This is a genomic window from Pseudoalteromonas sp. T1lg122 (assembly GCF_002964825.1).
Taxonomy (GTDB): domain Bacteria; phylum Pseudomonadota; class Gammaproteobacteria; order Enterobacterales; family Alteromonadaceae; genus Pseudoalteromonas; species Pseudoalteromonas gelatinilytica.
On the sequence record NZ_PQCG01000031.1, the window covers coordinates 296,686 to 314,482 of the forward strand.

General features: G+C 42.0%; 14 protein-coding genes and 1 tRNA gene. 10 read left to right on the forward strand and 5 right to left on the reverse strand.

Going from position 1 to position 17,797, the window contains the following annotated elements; genetic code table 11:
- Positions 1-183 precede the first annotated feature (183 nt).
- Positions 184-1,296, forward strand: a complete 1,113-nt coding sequence (lptF, locus tag C2M33_RS12175) for an LPS export ABC transporter permease LptF (RefSeq protein WP_063702144.1) — start codon at positions 184-186, stop codon at positions 1,294-1,296.
- Entirely contained in the window at positions 1,293-2,360 is a 1,068-nt protein-coding gene (lptG, locus tag C2M33_RS12180; protein ID WP_105174541.1) for an LPS export ABC transporter permease LptG, read from the forward strand. Before lptF ends, lptG begins: the two co-directional genes overlap by 4 nt.
- Positions 2,361-2,435: 75 nt before the next feature.
- Here the strand turns inward: lptG and C2M33_RS12185 are convergent, their stop codons facing one another.
- Complete coding sequence (locus C2M33_RS12185) at positions 2,436-2,936, reverse strand: RDD family protein (protein ID WP_063702146.1); 501 nt, start codon at positions 2,934-2,936, stop codon at positions 2,436-2,438.
- 140 nt (positions 2,937-3,076) lie between these two features.
- On the opposite strand from C2M33_RS12185, the gene C2M33_RS12190 reads away from it, so the two are divergent.
- The 5 genes from C2M33_RS12190 to C2M33_RS12215 all read left to right on the forward strand — a co-directional run bounded on the left by C2M33_RS12190 (position 3,077) and on the right by C2M33_RS12215 (position 9,675).
- Complete coding sequence (locus C2M33_RS12190; RefSeq protein ID WP_105174542.1) at positions 3,077-4,729, forward strand: acyl-CoA dehydrogenase family protein; 1,653 nt, start codon at positions 3,077-3,079, stop codon at positions 4,727-4,729.
- A 177-nt stretch (positions 4,730-4,906) separates the two neighbouring features.
- Positions 4,907-4,991, forward strand: a tRNA-Leu gene (locus C2M33_RS12195).
- A gap of 1,040 nt (positions 4,992-6,031) precedes the next feature.
- Positions 6,032-8,203, forward strand: a complete 2,172-nt coding sequence (locus C2M33_RS12205) for a putative bifunctional diguanylate cyclase/phosphodiesterase (RefSeq protein ID WP_063702150.1) — start codon at positions 6,032-6,034, stop codon at positions 8,201-8,203.
- Between the two features lie 46 nt (positions 8,204-8,249).
- Positions 8,250-9,263: a fatty acid desaturase gene (locus C2M33_RS12210; protein ID WP_063702151.1), complete on the forward strand. Its 1,014-nt coding sequence runs from the start codon at positions 8,250-8,252 to the stop codon at positions 9,261-9,263.
- A gap of 1 nt (position 9,264) precedes the next feature.
- On the forward strand, positions 9,265-9,675 hold the full coding sequence (locus C2M33_RS12215; RefSeq protein ID WP_063702152.1) for a GFA family protein: 411 nt from the start codon (positions 9,265-9,267) through the stop codon (positions 9,673-9,675).
- Between the two features lie 14 nt (positions 9,676-9,689).
- Here the strand turns inward: C2M33_RS12215 and C2M33_RS12220 are convergent, their stop codons facing one another.
- The 3 genes from C2M33_RS12220 to rhlP form a co-directional block, all read right to left on the reverse strand.
- The gene (locus C2M33_RS12220) at positions 9,690-10,904 is read right to left on the reverse strand and encodes an MFS transporter (RefSeq protein ID WP_082874006.1); all 1,215 of its coding nucleotides are present in this window, start codon (positions 10,902-10,904) and stop codon (positions 9,690-9,692) included.
- A 66-nt stretch (positions 10,905-10,970) separates the two neighbouring features.
- Positions 10,971-13,028, reverse strand: coding sequence for a TonB-dependent receptor (locus C2M33_RS12225; RefSeq protein ID WP_105174544.1), 2,058 nt, complete (start codon positions 13,026-13,028; stop codon positions 10,971-10,973).
- Between the two features lie 88 nt (positions 13,029-13,116).
- Positions 13,117-13,929, reverse strand: a complete 813-nt coding sequence (gene rhlP, locus C2M33_RS12230) for a rhombotarget lipoprotein (RefSeq protein ID WP_105174545.1) — start codon at positions 13,927-13,929, stop codon at positions 13,117-13,119.
- A 251-nt stretch (positions 13,930-14,180) separates the two neighbouring features.
- Between rhlP and C2M33_RS12235 the strand changes: the two genes are divergently transcribed.
- The 3 genes from C2M33_RS12235 (at position 14,181) to C2M33_RS12245 (ending at position 16,133) form a co-directional block, all read left to right on the forward strand.
- Positions 14,181-14,612, forward strand: coding sequence for a hypothetical protein (locus C2M33_RS12235; RefSeq protein WP_063702161.1), 432 nt, complete (start codon positions 14,181-14,183; stop codon positions 14,610-14,612).
- Positions 14,613-14,712: 100 nt separating this feature from the next.
- Positions 14,713-15,033 carry a hypothetical protein gene (locus C2M33_RS12240; protein ID WP_063702163.1) on the forward strand — a complete coding sequence of 107 codons (321 nt, stop codon included), beginning with the start codon at positions 14,713-14,715 and terminating at the stop codon, positions 15,031-15,033.
- A gap of 17 nt (positions 15,034-15,050) precedes the next feature.
- Complete coding sequence (locus C2M33_RS12245; RefSeq protein WP_105174574.1) at positions 15,051-16,133, forward strand: endonuclease/exonuclease/phosphatase family protein; 1,083 nt, start codon at positions 15,051-15,053, stop codon at positions 16,131-16,133.
- A 198-nt stretch (positions 16,134-16,331) separates the two neighbouring features.
- Here the strand turns inward: C2M33_RS12245 and C2M33_RS12250 are convergent, their stop codons facing one another.
- Positions 16,332-17,708 (reverse strand): NAD-dependent succinate-semialdehyde dehydrogenase, encoded by a 1,377-nt coding sequence (locus C2M33_RS12250; RefSeq protein ID WP_063702165.1) that lies wholly within the window; start codon positions 17,706-17,708, stop codon positions 16,332-16,334.
- Positions 17,709-17,797 lie beyond the last annotated feature (89 nt).

Below are 17,797 nucleotides of genomic sequence, written 5' to 3' on the forward strand. Positions count from 1 at the left end.
TTATCTTAATGTGACTATCAATATCACATAATAGACGCCATCTGCACCATTTATGCAAGATTATATGTTCTTGCTAGGTATGATATTTAACTGTGATGGCATATAATAAAGTGAGTAAAATAACTAGTTTACTCAAAATTCCTTACTATTCCAGTGAAACTCGATGTTTAACAGGGGCGAGCATTGCTAATTTTTCGTTATTTGACCACTGAAGTTCTCAAGTCGCAGGTCGCCGTATTTTTAACTTTGATGACTATTTTTGTGTCTCAAAAGTTTGTTGTTATTTTAGGAGACGCCTCTGAAGGGGGTCTTCCTGCTAAACTTGTGCTCTCGATGATTGCACTAAAACTTCCTCAGCTGGCTTCCCTTATCTTACCTTTGAGTATCTTCTTAGGGATTATTCTGGCGTACAGTCGCATTTATGCCGACAGCGAAATGACCGTATTCAGAGCTTGCGGTGTCAGTGAATGGTATGTGGTTCGGGTAACCCTTATCTCAAGCACTGCGATGGCTGTTTTAGCTGGGACGCTGACACTTTACATCGCGCCATGGGCCAGTGAACAAGAATATCAATTAAAAGAGCAAGCCAAAGCTGATGCTGGCTTATCGGCATTACGTGCCGGGCGTTTCCAACAAACCGGTAACGAAAAAGCTGTGGTCTTTATTCACAATATTGAAAATGGCGGCAAAGAGTTACACAAGGTATTTGTTGCTCAGCTACCCGATCGTGAAAAAGGTGACTTAGCACGTTTGGTGTATGCAGAACGTGGTGTGGTGATTGAGCAAGAAAGCGGTGAACAGCAACTTGTTCTTAACGATGGTAAGCGCTACGAAACAGATGGCGAGTCTGCTGCGTTAAACTTAACAGAATTCGATGGTTACAGTGTGCAAATTCAAGATCAAGAAATTGAACACCAGCGCCGTAAGTTAGAAGCCATTCCAACGCTTGATTTATTCAAAATGAAAACCTCTGAAGCCATTGCACAGTGGCAATGGCGTCTTGCTATTCCGCTGTCAATTCCATTGTTAACTTTACTAGCAGTACCTTTGAGTGTGGTGAATCCACGCCAAGGTAAATTTGCTAAATTAGTGCCTGCAATCAGCTTGTATTTAGGGTATTTCATATTACTCAATGCCGCTAAATTTGCAGTTGAAGATGGCAAAATACCTCCTTCAATTGGTTTATGGTGGATCCATTTGTCAGCTTTATTTATTGGTGGATTCTTGATTATTAAAGGTCGTCCGCTCGGCGCATGGTTAAAAGCAGTTGTGACTAAGCGGGAGTTAAACGCATGATGAAAACACTCGACTGGTATTTAGGTCGCAGCATAATTCAAACCACCGGTTTTGCTTTAATGGTACTGGTAGGTATTAGTACCCTAATTAAGTTTATTGAGCAGTTAAAATCGGTTGGCCGTGGTAGTTATGATATTGCTACTGCGCTTATTTACACTCTATATAGCATGCCGGGTGATTTAGTTATCTTCTTCCCAATGGCAGCCTTGATTGGTGGCTTAACAGGCTTAGGTGCATTGGCATCAAACAGTGAGCTGGTAGTCATGCAAGCGGCGGGTATGTCACGTTTACAAATTATTGCATCAGTAATGAAAACCGCGATGTTTATGGCGATTTGTATGATGGCGCTTGGTGAATGGGGCGCCCCAGAAGCACAGCTCAAGGCAAAAGAGATCCGTAACCAAGCAATTAATGGTGGGGATATTTTTAATGCCAAGCGCGGTGTGTGGGCTAAAGATGGCAGTAATTTCATTAATATTGAAGATGTCGACCAGCAGGGCACTTTACGCGGTGTTCACATGTATCACTTTGATAAATCGTTGCAACTTACTCAAATTACGAAAGCAAAAGAAGCCGTAAACCGTAAAGATGGTTGGTTGTTGCGTGATGTAAACAAAGTAATGATCACGCCAGAGCAAATTAGTACAGAGCAGCAAAAAGAAGAGTTTTACGACTCGCAACTGACCGCCGAGAAACTCGGGGTGGTGTCGGTTAAGCCGGAAGCACTGTCGTTTACTGGGCTTTGGTCATATTTAAGTTACTTAAAACAGAATGAGCAAGATACTAGCACCTATGAATTAGCGCTTTGGCGCAAAATAATGCAACCGGTGTCTGTGGCTGTGATGTTGCTTGTTGCTTTATCGTTTATATTCGGCCCGCTTCGCACCGTGACGATGGGGGCACGTATTATAATGGGTGTAATAACCGGTATTACTTTCCACTTAACCAATGAGATTTTCGGTCCTGTGGTGATGGTTTATCAAATTCCAGCAGTGGTTGGTGCCGTGTTACCAAGCCTGTTGTTTATTGGTTTTGCAACTTATCTCTTAAATAAACGAGTGTAGTACTTGTGTAAAATGCACAAAAAAAGCGTGGTTTGTAGCCACGCTTTTTTTGTGCCTGATGTGTTGCTTAATCACTTAATCAAGTGAGCGATAAATACGTTTATTTTCTTCTTTGGTGAGGGTGATCACTTCAGTTTTTGCGATGTAATCTTGCAATGCGCGCTTATTTTTAAAATCGACCAACACCACTAAATTACCTAAACCTAATAGCGCAGTAATGGCTCTAAGTGCACCTTGTTGCCAGCTAATTAATTGACCATCGAGGGTTTGCACCTTTAAACGCCATGCCCGCATACCAATTGTTTGGCCGCTCTTAGCCCAAAAATAGCTAAAGAAACTAATACTCACTATCACCAATAGCGCACTACGGATGCCATACAATAATGGTGAATTTTGAATGAAAGCAGATACATCTTCAGCGTCACCAATGCTTAGTAACTCTAAAGAAATTAGCCCTTGAACAGCTAATAAATAGAGTACGGTTGTCAGCATCGCAAAAGCAATGATAACCAAGGTATCGTAAATTAAAGAGGCAAAGCGGCGCCAAAAACCGGCACGTGGAAACTCAGCTGACATAAACAATCTCATCCAATTAAATTGCGCAGTAGTTTAGCAAAGTCCTGAGCAAACAAGAAATAGTTAGCGGTTGTTTAGTAAGTCGACAAACAGGTCTGACCTGCTATAGTTGAGAAAATAATAAAAATGAGCACACAGTTATGGCCGTTTCTCAAAGCGAAACTCATCAGGTATTTAATCAACCCAAACCACTTGAAAACTACAATGCCTATGAGACCGACACGGTACTTCAATATTGGCAAAATCGTTTTGCTGGGCAATGGGGAACTGCGCATTTAACGGCGTTTGGGGAGCAAGTGGGAGGTGTATTACTGCAAGCTGGGTTCTTAGCAAACAAACACTTACCCGAATTAACCACTCACAGCCGATTTGGCGAACGCATAGACCAAGTTGATTATCACCCAAGTTACCATCAGCTAATGCAGCATGCGATAGAGCAAGGGCACTGCGCATTGCCTTGGCAGCAACAAAAAGCCGGTAGCCATGTTGTAAGAGCGGTAATAGCGGTGCTGCACAATCATGCTGATCCGGGCTCCGGCTGCCCATTAACCATGACCTTTGCCAGTGTGCCTGCCATTGCGAGTCAAGAAAATGTAGCGGCTATGTGGCTACCTAAAATACTGGCAAATCATTACGATTCAGATAATAAGCCTTGGACCGAGAAAAAAGGTGTCACCATAGGTATGGCGATGACCGAAAAACAAGGCGGCTCCGATGTTCGTGCTAATACCACCAAAGCCGATGCCGTCAATGAGAGGGGGGCAGGGCAATTATATGCTTTAACTGGGCATAAATGGTTTTGCTCAGCACCTATGAGCGACGCATTTTTAGTCCTCGCTAATACCGATGAAAAGCAATTATCTTGCTTTTTAGTGCCGCGCTGGCTCGAAACTGGCGAGAAAAATGCCATGTATATTCAGCGCTTAAAAAGTAAATTAGGTAATCAATCAAATGCGAGTTCTGAAATTGAATTTAGAGGCGCGCATGGCTGGTTACTCGGCGAGCCGGGGCGAGGCATTGCCACTATTATTCAAATGGTTGCTCTAACTCGTTATGACTGCATGTTGGGTTCAAGCTCGCTGATGTTACAAGCAGTAAAAGAGGCAATTTGGCATACCGCTGGGCGTAGTGTGTTTGGTAAAAACTTACATCAACAGCCACTCATGCTCAATGTATTGGCAGATTTAGCTATCGAAGCAGAGGCTGCACTAGCCATTTCAATGCGTATTGCCAACGCCCTTGATAACCAAGATGATAGCAATGAAGTGGCATTAATACGTAGCGCCACAGCAATCGGTAAATATTGGATCTGTAAGCGTGCAGTGCAGCATACTTATGAGGCTATGGAATGTATTGGTGGTGTGGGTTATGTACAAGACAACATTACCAGCCGACTGTATAAAGAAGCGCCGGTAAACTCTATTTGGGAAGGCTCTGGTAATGTGCAATGCCTCGACCTTCTACGCGTGTTTAGCCGTGAACCTGAATCACTTGAGGTGCTTATCAATGAACTTGAAAAAGCGCGCAGTTTGCATCCTGATTTTGCGATAAAACTCGATGAACTAAAAGAGATGCTCACAGATACTGCAAACCTTGAAATGCATGCTCGGCGCATAATTGAAAGGCTGGCACAGCTTTGGCAAGCAGCAACACTATTACAATTTGGCGAGCCACTTATTGCCGATGCGTTTGTAAAAAGTCGTTTAAGTGGTGCAGGGTTTAGTCAGTACGGCTGCCTGAGTCATGATATCGATTGTCAGGCGATTGTTTCGCGAATGATGCCAAAACTCTAAAGTTAACAACTTGTTTAATTATTGTGCGGTTGAGCAGTGGCGCCGCACAAAACGCTTGCCGCCTTACCCATTCTTTGTATAATGCTTGGCATAGAGACAAAAGCAGTTAAAAAAGCTTCTTGCTCTAAAGTGGTTTTTCTTTATCTTCTCGTGTTTAGAAGGTTAAAGAAAAATGAAGCCAGTATGATGGAATTGGTAGACATGACGGATTCAAAATCCGTTGCCTTCGGGCGTGGCGGTTCAAGTCCGCCTACTGGTACCACTTTTGAACCCTAGCCAATTGGTTAGGGTTTTTTTATGCCTGAAAAAGTTGTTTGCGGACTTGAGCGCCACGCGAGGCGTGGCACTGAAGCAAGTAAAAGTCCGCCTACTGGTACCACTTTTGAACCCTAGCCAATTGGTTAGGGTTTTTTTATGCCTGAAAAAAGTAGTTAGCGGACTTGAGCGCCACGCGGGGCGTGGCACTGAAATAAGTAAAAGTCCGCCTACTTGTACCACTTTTATGACCCCAGCAGATTTGCTGGGGTTTTTTTATGCCTGAAAAAGCTATCAGCCATCAGCTATCAGTTTTTAGCCGTTCGGTGCGGTTATTGGTTTTTGAAACCACCCTCAGCAATTCAATTCGTAAAGGTATTGTAGGAGGTACTTTAGTGCCGAACTAGCAAAACCTACCCAAATAACACCAAACCAGCAATGCTAAAAAACATAATTCATGGCTAAAGCCATTCCTACGGGTGCATTTTTCCTAGCGCCTAAAGCCTACAACTCAATTCAATATTCAGAGATAATTTAAAGGTCAGCTATCATCAGTCAGTTTTTAGCCGAGCGGTGCGGTTGTTGGGTTTTGAAACCATCCTCAGCAATTCAATTCATAAAAGCATTGTAGGAGGAAGTTTACTGCCGAACCAAGAAAACCGAACCAGCAATACCTACCCAAATAACACCAAACCAGCAATGCTGAAAAACATAATTCATGGCTAAAGCCATTCCTACGGGTACATTTTGCCTAGCGCCTAGCGCCTAGCGCCTAGCACCTAGCACCTAGCACCCAGAGCCTATAACTCAAATCTAAGTACCAATTCAGCCTTTATTAAAGCAACTTTTGTTCTATTTATAAGCGGTCAAGTTCAAACTATGCTTAGCCTACAAATAACCACGAAAAATGTGTGCTTATTTGGTTGAAAATTAATCATTTAAGACTAGAGTACGATGGTGTTTGAATACATCTTATAATACAATTTGCGGTCTGAACTATAAGTGAAGTCAATCACTTAGTGCACAATATCGGTAGGGTAGCATAGCGTGGGTACATACGACTTAAAGCGTATTGTTGAAAGTATTTCAAATCTTAAAAGTGAGAACTTTTATAATGCAATATGCCTGTCTTTATCAGAAGTGCTTGGTGCTTCTCATGTTTTTTTAGCTCAAGTCGATGAGTCAACTTTGTATGCAACGACTATAGCTTTGTGTGCGCATGACGAAATTGTTGAAAACATCAGCTACGATATCCGCTGTACGCCTTGTAACGATGTCAGCTGTGGCAGTATCTCTAGTTTCAGCTCGGGTGTTCAGCAGTTATTCCCAGATGATCAGATGCTCGTTGATATGGGTATCGAAGCCTATGTGGGTGTGCCTTTACAAAGTATATCGGGTAAAACCGATACCATTCTTGTCGCGCTATTTCAGCATGAAATAAATGATGCGATGCAAATTGAGTCTTTTTTCTCGTTATTTACTGGTCTTATCCAGCGTGAAATCGAAAAAGATCGCTTTATAGCTAAATTAGATTTCTCAAACCAACTGATTGAGCAAAGTCACGAAGCGATTTTTATTTGCGACCACAACGTACATATTACCTACGCGAATACCGCATTTACTAAAATGACGGGTTATTCATTGGATGAAGTCTTAGGGCAAAATCCAAAAATTTTAAGCTCAAACAAGTATGACCCGCATTTTTATAAAGCAATGTGGCACCAAATTAATACTGAGGGTAAGTGGTCTGGTGAGATCACTAATAAAACCAAACAAGGTAAGTTGTACACGCAGTTTTTATCGATAACCAAAATGCAAAATAATGGTGAAGATTGCTATGTGGCGTTTATTTTGGATATCACCGAGAAAAAAGAAGCTGAGCAGAAAATTTATTTTCATGCAAACCACGATCAACTCACCGGTTTGACCAATCGTTTTTACTTCAAAGAGTACTTATGCCAGTTGCTATCATCTTTGTCTTATCAAGATGATGAGAATACTAACTTAGCCGTGATCTACTTTGATGTTGATAAGTTTCAAGATATCAACACCGTTTATGGCTTAACCTTTGGTGATAAGGTTTTGTGTGAGCTTGCAGAACGCCTCGACGGTAGCTTTAAAGAATCGGCTTTTTCACGTATCGATGGTGATAGTTTTGCTATCTTACAAACTTATCAGCATGTCAGTGAACTAGAGCATGTTTGCAAACAAATTACCGCGTTACTTGTTGAGCCTGTTTCTATTGGCGGCATTAGTCAGCAGGTTTCAGTTACGCTGGGCATTAGTCAATTTGAGCAAGCTGGAACGGCGACTTCACAAGAAAAAATCGAAAAAATTGCTCGTCGTTTAGTTCGCCAAGCTGAGCTTGCTACCTTGAATGCAAAACAGACAGGCGATGAATATCTGTTTTTCTGCAAAGAGATGGATAACAAGGTTAAAAAGCACAACTTACTGGTTGAGCAGCTTACACAAGCCGTAAAGAACAACGACATAGAAGTGTATTTTCAACCTATTATTGATATTGAAAATAACACGGTCGCCAAATTCGAAAGTTTAGTGCGATGGAACAACCAAGGGCAATGGGTATCACCTGCTGAGTTTATTCCGTTAGCAGAAGAGTCGCGGGTAATTATTCCCCTCGGTGAACTTGTATTGATTAAAACCTGCCAGCAAATAAAGGCGTTAGAAGCACAAGGTTATGAAAACTTTGTTTTTAATGTGAACCGTTCTTTGTTTGAATTTACTGAGTTTAACCCTGAACGTAATGCATGGCTTGAGATTATTAAAGGGCAAGGGGTTAAACCATCACAAATTTCATTTGAATTAACTGAGAGTGTTTTAGCGCCAGAAAATACGAATCATCTCGATGTGTTAAAGCAGTTGAAGCAAGCTGGGTGTTTAATTTCGCTAGATGATTTTGGTACGGGTTATTCGTCTCTTAGCTACTTGCGTCGTTTTCCGGTTGATGTACTTAAACTTGATAAGTCATTTATTGATGAAGTACATGTTGATTTAGGCGACGAAGCGCTGGTTAAATCGATTATTCAAATGAGTCGTGTATTAGGTATTAAAGTCGTTGCTGAAGGAGTTGAAGAGCGCGAGCAATTGGCTGTGCTAAGCGAAGCCGGTTGTGACTATATACAAGGCTATTACTTTTCTAAACCATTGCCAGCAAATGATGTAATTCCATTTTTAACGCAATTTTCTCGAGAGCAGTAGGTAATTACTGTATGATTTTGACATCAAACAGTTAGCAAAGCTTGTGATGTCAGAATTAACCGCAAAGCAAAACATAAAGGCGATTGTTACAGCCATTAAGGCCGAAGAGCAATCGCTTAGAGCGCGTTTCCCTATACTCAACCAGCAAAATACACTTGCGATGATTATTCTGCTGGTGTCGTTGTGCTCACTAATCGGTGTTGCAACACTTTATTACTTAGCGGTTATTCCCTCTTGGCTGTGTATTATTCTGGCTGCCTTTATTACCTCGGTATCGCATGAGCTTGAGCATGACCTTATCCATAAGCAGTATTTTAGTAATCACCCTTTTATACATAACTTTATGATGTTAACCGTGTGGCTTATGCGGCCGAATACAGTTAATCCTTGGTATCGCAGAAAGATTCACTTACATCACCATAAAGTATCCGGCACCTCACAAGATTTAGAAGAGCGTTTAGTGGGCAATGGCATTAAATCGCCATTTTTGAGGGGCTTGGTCATTACTGATGGTCTGCTAGGTTTATTAATCAATACCAAGCGATTTAGTAAAGAAATTAGCGGCTTTAAGTTTTTACGGGTGTTTAATGCAGGCTTTCCGTTTGCAACCGCGTATTTTGCGATTCTTTATGGGGTAATTGCTTATTACGCAGTGCAGTTTGTACAGCCATTTACATTGCCGCCGTGGGGAGCTGAGTTACTGGCGGGAGCTGAGTTTTTAATGGTGGTACTTATTGTGCCTAATATCATTCGCTCAACGTCTCTTAACTTAGTGACATCTTCAATGCATTATTATGGCGGTGTAAATAACTTGCTTGAGCAAACGCATGTGATCACCAGCCGTTGGTTTTTACCGTTTCAGTTATTTTGTTTTGATTTTGGCCGAACCCATACAATCCATCATTTTGTGCCGAACCAGCCCTTTTACATTAGGCAATTGATTAGCAAAAAAATACGCCTTATTATGGCCCAGCATGGAGTACGTTTTAATGATTTACAAAGCTTAAAACAGGCTAATCATTACCCTGTAAAAGAGCAGCCATCTCAACAAGGAGTTTAATATGAAGGTTACCGGCCGTTGCCATTGTGGTGAAGTCACTTACCACGCAGAAGTTGATGAAAATAAAGTGATTAACTGTCACTGCACTGACTGCCAAATTATCTCGGGTGCGCCTTTTCGTACCGTTGTTGTGTCTGTGCCAGATGGGGTTACTTTTACAGGTGCTGAGCCAAAAGAATATATAAAAATTGCCGAGAGTGGTAATCAGCGTGCGCAAGGGTTTTGTGGTAACTGTGGTACAGCCTTATACGCGACTTCTGTAGGTGCAGGTGAACGTATTTATGGCTTACGTATTGGCGCTATAGAGCAAGCTGATAAGCTTATTCCAAAAGCGCATATTTGGTATCGCTCACATAAACCTTGGCTCGATAACCTTAGTAATATGAGCGCCTTTGAAACCGCCCCTAAATAGCTGCGGTTTCATATTTATTGTTGGCCGATAGTGATATTTCGGCCACTTAAGTAACCAAATAAAGCACACAATAGGCTTGATGCAATACACAGCCAAAGTGCTCCCGCCCAGTTATTAAAATAACTATGTAAGGCGCCCGCAATAATAGGGCCTGTTGCAGCCAATAAATACCCGATACATTGTGCCATACCCGATAACGCAGCGGCTTGCATTGAGTCATGAGTGCGCAGGCTTACAAATGATAAGCCCAAGATAAAACAGGCACCTGAGCAAAAACCTAAGGTGACTGACCAAAGCATCGCAAAGCTAGGCGCAACTAATAATCCAACAGAACAAAGCGCGCCAAGTAATGCCAAGCTTAGGGTTAAGATGCGTTGATCTTTTAATTTGGCAAGTAGTGGAATAAGCACAATACCTGGCAGCGCAGAGGCTACTTGAAAGGCGCCTTGCAAAGCACCCGCATGCTGCGCACTATGGCCGCCTTCTATTAAAATGCTGGGTAGCCAACCTAGCATGATATAAGTGAAAAAGGAGTTAAAGCCAAGTAATAAGGTGATTTGCCAAGCAAGTGCAGAGTGCCAAATTTTGCTTTGTGTACTGTTTGAAACGGATGCCTGTTTTGGCATGGTATGTTGCTTAAGTTGTGGTAACCACACCACAATAGCCAGCACAACCAATAAGGCATAACTGGCAAGCGCCAATTGCCAACCAAGGTCTTTATACTCAGCTAGTGGAATGATGAGTGCTGAATAGCTGCCACCAAAAATGCCCATTGCTAAAACATAACTAGACGTCATTACTGCTACTTTGTGTGGAAAGTCACGTTTTATTAAGCTTGGTAATAACACATTACCAATCGCGATACCGACACCAATTACAGCGGTGCCAATAAATAGCACGGTGGCAGAATCAATAACTCGAGAGACAACCCCTATGCCTATGAGTACCAGGGCAATGAACAGTGATACTTCAAGGCCGCACTTTTTAGCAAGGCTTGCTGCCATAGGCGAGGCAATAGCAAACGCGATTAAAGGTAATGTCGTCAACATGCCAGCTTGTGATGCATTTAACTTAAATTGTTCAATGATCTGTTCAAGCACCGGTGCAATACCAGTGATAGGGGCACGTAAACTGGCTGCAATAAGAAAAATGCCCAGCACTAAAAGAAGGTTACGAATTAGATTTTGAGAAGATGTCACGCTGTTTAGGAGTAATAGCAAGAGGTACATTTATCATACCAAAACACTAAACAGTGTGGGTGAACTATGAGATAGCTCACCAAAAAATGCGGTTATTTAAAACTGATAACTTGCTGATAACATGGCATTGCGCGGTCTACCCGGAAAGTAGCGGTCGCCACTAAATGTAGTGTAGTCAGCGCGCTCTGCATAACGCTCGTCGGTTAAATTGTTTATTCGCGCAGTCACCGTTAGGTTGTCTGTTAGCTGCCACGCCGCTCTTAAATTTACTAATGAATGGCCTTCGTAACTATGCTGGTTTTCAGGATCAGTAAAGTAGCTGCTGGTGGTATGTAACTCAAGGCCAACACGCGTTATGTCGTTTGCTTGCCATAGTAGCTGTAAGTTAGCGATGTTACGTGGTGCAGTATCAATGAGATTACCATTGATATTAACTCCGCTAAGTAATTGGTCATAACTGTATGTATGCTTGGCGTGGCTCGCGGCTAACTGCATCGATAGGCTAGGCGTTATGGCATAGGCTAACTCAAGCTCAATACCACGATGCTGGGTTTGGCCATCATTGACGTAATAAAAATCACTGTCGCGGAAAATTACGTTCTTTTTATTCATTGCATAAATGCTAACTACATAATGCAGCTGTGCTTGTTGACCTTTTAAACCAAGCTCTAGGTTTTTAGCAGTTTCAGATTTTAGATCTGCGACATTTTGTTCGCGTTGTAACTGATAAAGCTCTGCCGCTTGCGGTGCTCGATAACCTTCTGAAGCATTGGCATAGATAAACTGGTTATCTGCAAATTGATAGCTTAAACCAAGCTTTGGCGAAAAGTGAGTAAAGCGATTTACGCCGCTTTCTGGTCGAGAATAGCGACACCCACCCATTGCGCATGGAGTACCATCGTCTTTTGTAAGACCAGCCAACATATGGTTGTCGTAGTCATATCGCATACGCTCGTATCGGCCACCTAGGCTGATGAGTAACTCATCAAGTTGCCAATCAAGGTTAACAATTGGTGCTAATAGAGTGCTAGTTACTTGATAGTCGTAATGTTTACCTTGAGGCACGGTGGCGACTAAAAACGCTGAGCCTTCAGTTGGGCTATCTTGATATTGTAAAAAGTCAGCATCTGTAAGCTCACCATCAAAGCCAACAGTTAACAGGCTAGAACCGGTCAACTTATGCTGCCAGCTTGATTGAAGGCCAACACCTTGCTGAGCATTTTCTTCAAGGGGAGTACCCGGTAAAAAATGCTTAAAGAAGGTCATGTCTTGGTCGCGGATATAAGGCGTTAAGGTAAAGCTGTTAGCCTCATCTTGTGTCCAATTTAGCTTTGACCAAACACGCAAAGATCGGGCTTTACGAAATGCATCGGGGTCAAAATTAGACTGAGCTATTTGCTCATTTTTATAGCTTTCAAAGCCTTCAATAAAACCAGCCGTTTGTTGATCTAAATGGGTGTAAGTCAGGCCTGTACTTACGTTTAGTTTTTTGCCATCAAAACGGTGACGCAGTGATAGCTTTTCTTGATCAACACTTTCATCATCACGATAACCCGTATCTCGGGTGATCGTAGCATTAATGCCTAAACCTTGTTGGCCAAAGTCACGCCCCGTACCTAGTTTGTAGCGGGTGTAGCCAAACGAGCCGTAATCAAAACCAAGTTGGTTATGGTCGTAGGTTGTATCTGGGGTGATTACGTTGATCACACCATGCACTGCGTTTGAACCATAAAGTGCAGAGCCCGGACCTTTCAGTACTTCGATGCGTTCAGCCATTTCAGTGTGGGCTTCGAATAACTCATTGATGTTGCAAAAACCGGCTGCGCGAAGTGGAATACCGTCTTCGGCAGTGAGTAAGCCGCCACAGGCACCTGCGCCAGAAAGTACAGGTGAACGTAAAGCGGGTAAATACTCTTGTCCGTTACCATGTTGAAGATTGGCACCGGCCACTTGCCTTAGGGCTTGTTCAATGTGAGTTGGAGCGATAAGAGCCAGTTGCTTTTGTGAAATACTGCTGACGACAACAGGGAGTGGATCTGCCAACACTTCGCTGCGCGAGGCGGTCGTTGTAATATGTTCTAGCTCATTATTAGCGAAAGCTTGATGGTTAAATAATGAGGTGCTCACAAGCACTGAGAGTATCGACAACTTCATGAAAACCCTTTGGTTAGGTACAACAAAAACCAAAGGGTATCTGCTTTTTAGGATGGGTAAAAGCTTTCGCGATTAATAACTTTGTCTGTTATGCATTACGGCGATGTACGGCAAAACCTGCCAGTACTGCCACTAACCAGAATAAGCTACTGCCGCCAGTACCATTTCTGTGCGTGACATTAGCCACTTTTTCTTCTTTTACGCGGGTTTTAAATTGCGCCAATTCAGCATCGAGATTTGTGATCATGTCATCAACGGCACCATTAAAGCTTGCTAGTGACTGCTCTTTAGCGACTTCATCGATGCCAATCGCTGTGCTGCGTTGCTCTGCTTTATGAATACCTGGCGCGCGAAACAGCATTTTTCGGCTTTTTACGTCAAATACGGCGGTATCTACAAAGGTTTGTACTGAGTTTTCATTGCCCGGAATCACATATAAACCAACAATCGTTAGATATAAAAACGCAGCGTTATTTTCTAAGCTTTGCGACACTTGGTCGTACGAAACAAGCGCCATAATATCCACATCATATAAACGAGAAACTTGCTCTAATGCGGTAAATCCTTCACTACCTTTTAAGTAAGTGCTTGGGATCACTTCAATACGGTCTATGTAGTCATATTGCTTAAACTGCTTTTTAACTTTATTAAGCAGTGCGACTTCATCCCCATGATGCAAGCCATCATTGTACTTGTTAGGGATAAAGGCAATCCCTACTGTGGCAGGTAAGTTCAAGGTTGGAATTGTTGCTTGGTGTGCAGCTCTGTCTTGTTGGTCTGGGTAAAGGTACTCAACCAATGAACTTGATTGCGTTTTTTGATTGCCATATTGGCTCATCATGGCACTACAACCTGTTAGTGCAGTAATACTAATTATCAAACACCATTTTAGTACATTCATAAATTATCCTTATTATGTAGTGAAGAAGCGTTTGTTTATGTTGCAAATATAAAGACAAACACTGCAACTGGAACTGTAACTCAGACTTGATTTTTCGTAAATAGTGCCAAAGATGTTTAAAGAAATGTAAAGATTGGCTTTCTAATGTGTTGATATGTAAACAGTTGCGTTTTTAAATTGTAACCCTTCATCTATGATTCAGGCTAAAACGTTAGGCTTTTTATCAAGAGCAAACGTTGAGGGTCTCTATTATGAATAAATTAATTACTATCTCAGTTGCCGTTTTAGGTTTGAGTTTGATACCTATGGAAGCAAACGCGAAACATGATCGTGACCATGATAGATACGAACAAAAACACGAACGCAAAAAGCATAAACATAAAAAACATCACAAGCATCATCATCATGACAGACATGATCGTCATGACCGATATGACCATTACAGCTACCGTGATTTACCACCCGGTTTATACAAAAAAGTAGGGCATGGTGGTGGCTTACCACCAGGTTGGTATAAGCGTTATCACCATGGTGATATTCTTGACCGAGATATATATCGCCATGGTCGAGTGATTAAACGTCGCGACCGAAATGGCATTATTGCCATCGAAATCGATGACCGTCTTATTCATCTAGTACACGATACGCGAGAGATTTTATCAATCGTTACTCGCCATCGTTAATCCTGTCAAAAGCCGCTTAGCGGCTTTTTTTTAGCTTGTTTCATACCCAGTTCAGAAAAACTTGCTACGCTTAATTTGGACTAATAAAAGGAGCACTCGCATGAAAGCATTGTTAACAGTTGCAGTGATTGGTTTAAGCCTAGTGACGGCTGGCGCACTTGCAAAAGATAAAGACAAGGATAAGGACAAAGATAAAAGTCTGCCACCTGGCCTTGAAAAGAAACTTGATAATGGTGGTGATTTACCACCTGGTTGGCAAAAGAAATTACGTAAAGGCGATATTCTTGACCGTGATATTTACCGCCGCGGTAAAGTGATTAAATCACGAGACAGAGATGGTCTAATTTCAATTCAAGTCGACGATACTGTCGTGCGTTTAGTGGAAGATACCCGAGAAATTATTTCTATTCTGAGCCGCTAGTTTTGCTTGAATCGTTCATGACTTATGGATTGAGTTCACTATTGGCCATGCTGCTTGTGGTCTCAATCTTGCCATTTTCATATTCCCAACATTATTTAATTCGCAGTTGTGACTTTGTACGCTTGCAAGTGGTTTACCTTGCTTGTGCGAGTTTAATTGCTGCAAGCTATTTAATCAGTCGTACGGGCTCCGCGCTTTATATTGGTTGTGCTCTGGCGAGTATCGTCGTGTTGCTTTTACAAGTCGGCTGGATTTACCCTTACACAAGGCTCGCTAATAAAGAAGTTGCCTCAAGTAATAAATCCGATAAGCACAGTATTCGTATTATGTCGGCAAATGTACTGATGTCGAACACTGAATATGACCAACTCGTTGCTTTAGTTAAAACGCACCAACCTGATTTACTCATTACGTTAGAGTCTGATCAAACTTGGCAAAATAAACTGAGCAGTTTAGAGCAAGAATACCCATATCGAGTGTACTGCCCAAAAGATAATCGTTATGGCATGCACTTGTACAGCAAGTTTAAAATCAAACAACAGCAAGTTTGTGAGCTTATAGAAAGCGATATCCCCTCAATCCATATTTTGTTCGAAGATGCAGATGGCGTAGAAGTACAAGGGCACTTTATTCATCCTGCTCCTCCGAGCCCCACAGAAGAAGACAGCTCTCGACCCCGTGATACTGAGCTGATAATTTTAGCGAAAGCACTTAAAAACAGACTGCGACCTTGTATTGTTGCCGGTGATCTAAATGATGTTGCATGGTCGCGGAGTACCCGCTTGTTTATGCGTATTAGCGGTTTGTTAGACCCACGTAAAGGTCGCGGCTTTTTTAATACCTTTCATGCCAGCTATTTCTTTATGCGCTGGCCGCTTGATCACCTTTTTCATAGTAATGAGTTTAGTGTTAAGCGTATTGAGCGTTTGGCAAAGTATGGTTCTGATCACTTTGCACTGCTTACTGAGCTTGTTTATCACCCCGACTCTGACAATCAAAAACAACAAGAGCAGATTGATAAAGAAAAAGCCGTGGATGAGTTAAAAATGCCATCAGCCTCCAAACAGCAAGTGCCAATGTTTGATACCAACCCGCAATAATACTTAATCATTTTGTGGGATAAAACCTGTCGCTAACTGCGTTAAAAATTTCTCATTTAGAACAACTAAATAACGAAATTTTTGCCTTGTTATCAACGAGGTTTTATTGCCTCAAAATAGACTACTTAATTAAGCGGATTGGTATGAAAAGTGATACGTTTTAGTATTAAAGAGGGCTCTAATGAGCCCTTTTTGTGGTTAGTCGTTGACCATAATAGTTTTGATATTAACAAATTCTCGTAGTCCAAAGCCGCCGTGTTCACGGCCATAGCCACTGTCTTTTACACCACCAAATGGTAAGTTCGGCTGCGCAAGGCCATAGCCATTGATATTCACCATACCGGTATCAAAATGGTGTTTTGCAAGTTCAATGGCTGCTTGTTCATCTTTTGAGAAAATACCGCCACCAAGACCATAGCGTGAATCATTAGCAATTTGCATTGCTTCAGCGTTATCTTTTGCTCGAATAAGCGATGCTACAGGGCCAAATAATTCATCATCGTAAGCGGGCATGCCCGGTTTTATATTTTCAAGTAGAGTCGGGGTGTAATAAAAGCCTGTGTGTTCGGCAACTTTACCGCCGGTAATTATGCACGCACCTGCATTTACTGATTCAGTCACTTGCTGATGAAGCTTATCGCGTAGATCTTTACGGGCCATTGGGCCGAGCGTGGTTTTTTCATCATTCGGATCACCAAGAACAACCTGTTCAAATTGCTCTTTAATTAAGGCTTTAAAGTCATCGTATAAGGCATCAACCACAATAAAGCGTTTTGCTGCAACACAGGTTTGCCCGTTATTGATCAAGCGCCCTTGCGTACATGCGGTAATCGCCGTATTTAAGTTAGCATCATCGAGTACAACATAGGCATCGTTACTGCCAAGTTCGAGTACCGTTTTCTTAACCTGTTTACCCGCAAGCTCAGCCACTTTTTTGCCTGTTTCGTCGCTACCAGTAAATGTCACGCCACGAATAGCTGAGTGCTCAATAAGCTTGCTTGCGGTTTTGCCGTCAATCAGTAAGTTTTTAAAGCAATAGTCATCAAAACCTGCTTGAGTAAATAACTGCTCAATTTTTTCGGCCATGCCAAATACATTACCAGCATGTTTTAGCACCGTGGTATTACCCGCCATGATATTCGCGCAAGCATAGCGAATAACTTGATAAAGCGGGAAGTTCCAAGGTTGGATACCTAAAATGACACCGATTGGTTGATAGCTAATAATTGCGTGCCCGTCTTGCATATCACGGCTTTCATCAGCAAGCACTTTGGGCCCTTGCTCAGCGGTATAGCGACAAATTGCAGCGCAAAGCTCAACTTCTTGTAGGCCTTGTTGATATAACTTGCCCATTTCATCGGTCATCAATTGGGCTAATTCTTGTTGATTAGACTCAATCACTTGTGCAAGTTGATTGAGTAATTTAGCGCGCTGTTTATGGGATGTGGTGCGCCACTTTAAAAAAGCTTGATGACATTGGTCAACTTCACTCTGTGCTTGTTGCAATGACAATAAATTATACGTATTTAAGGTTTGCTCATTGGCTGGATTGATTGTAGTAACAGTATCAGTCATCATTATCTCCTCACAAAATTGTAGGAAAAGGTTTGCAAGGCTAATACCTAATTTTCGATATTTTATCTATATGATTTAAATGCCTTTTA

Excerpts from the sequence above, each read along its gene's own strand:
- lptG (WP_105174541.1), top strand. The coding sequence starts at position 1,293 with ATGATGAAAACACTCGACTGGTATTTAGGTCGCAGCATAATTCAAACC.
- C2M33_RS12185 (WP_063702146.1), bottom strand. The coding sequence starts at position 2,936 with ATGTCAGCTGAGTTTCCACGTGCCGGTTTTTGGCGCCGCTTTGCCTCT.
- C2M33_RS12190 (WP_105174542.1), top strand. The coding sequence starts at position 3,077 with ATGGCCGTTTCTCAAAGCGAAACTCATCAGGTATTTAATCAACCCAAA.
- C2M33_RS12210 (WP_063702151.1), top strand. The coding sequence starts at position 8,250 with ATGTCAGAATTAACCGCAAAGCAAAACATAAAGGCGATTGTTACAGCC.
- C2M33_RS12215 (WP_063702152.1), top strand. The coding sequence starts at position 9,265 with ATGAAGGTTACCGGCCGTTGCCATTGTGGTGAAGTCACTTACCACGCA.
- C2M33_RS12220 (WP_082874006.1), bottom strand. The coding sequence starts at position 10,904 with ATGTACCTCTTGCTATTACTCCTAAACAGCGTGACATCTTCTCAAAAT.
- C2M33_RS12225 (WP_105174544.1), bottom strand. The coding sequence starts at position 13,028 with ATGAAGTTGTCGATACTCTCAGTGCTTGTGAGCACCTCATTATTTAAC.
- rhlP (WP_105174545.1), bottom strand. The coding sequence starts at position 13,929 with ATGAATGTACTAAAATGGTGTTTGATAATTAGTATTACTGCACTAACA.
- C2M33_RS12235 (WP_063702161.1), top strand. The coding sequence starts at position 14,181 with ATGAATAAATTAATTACTATCTCAGTTGCCGTTTTAGGTTTGAGTTTG.
- C2M33_RS12240 (WP_063702163.1), top strand. The coding sequence starts at position 14,713 with ATGAAAGCATTGTTAACAGTTGCAGTGATTGGTTTAAGCCTAGTGACG.
- C2M33_RS12245 (WP_105174574.1), top strand. The coding sequence starts at position 15,051 with ATGACTTATGGATTGAGTTCACTATTGGCCATGCTGCTTGTGGTCTCA.
- C2M33_RS12250 (WP_063702165.1), bottom strand. The coding sequence starts at position 17,708 with ATGACTGATACTGTTACTACAATCAATCCAGCCAATGAGCAAACCTTA.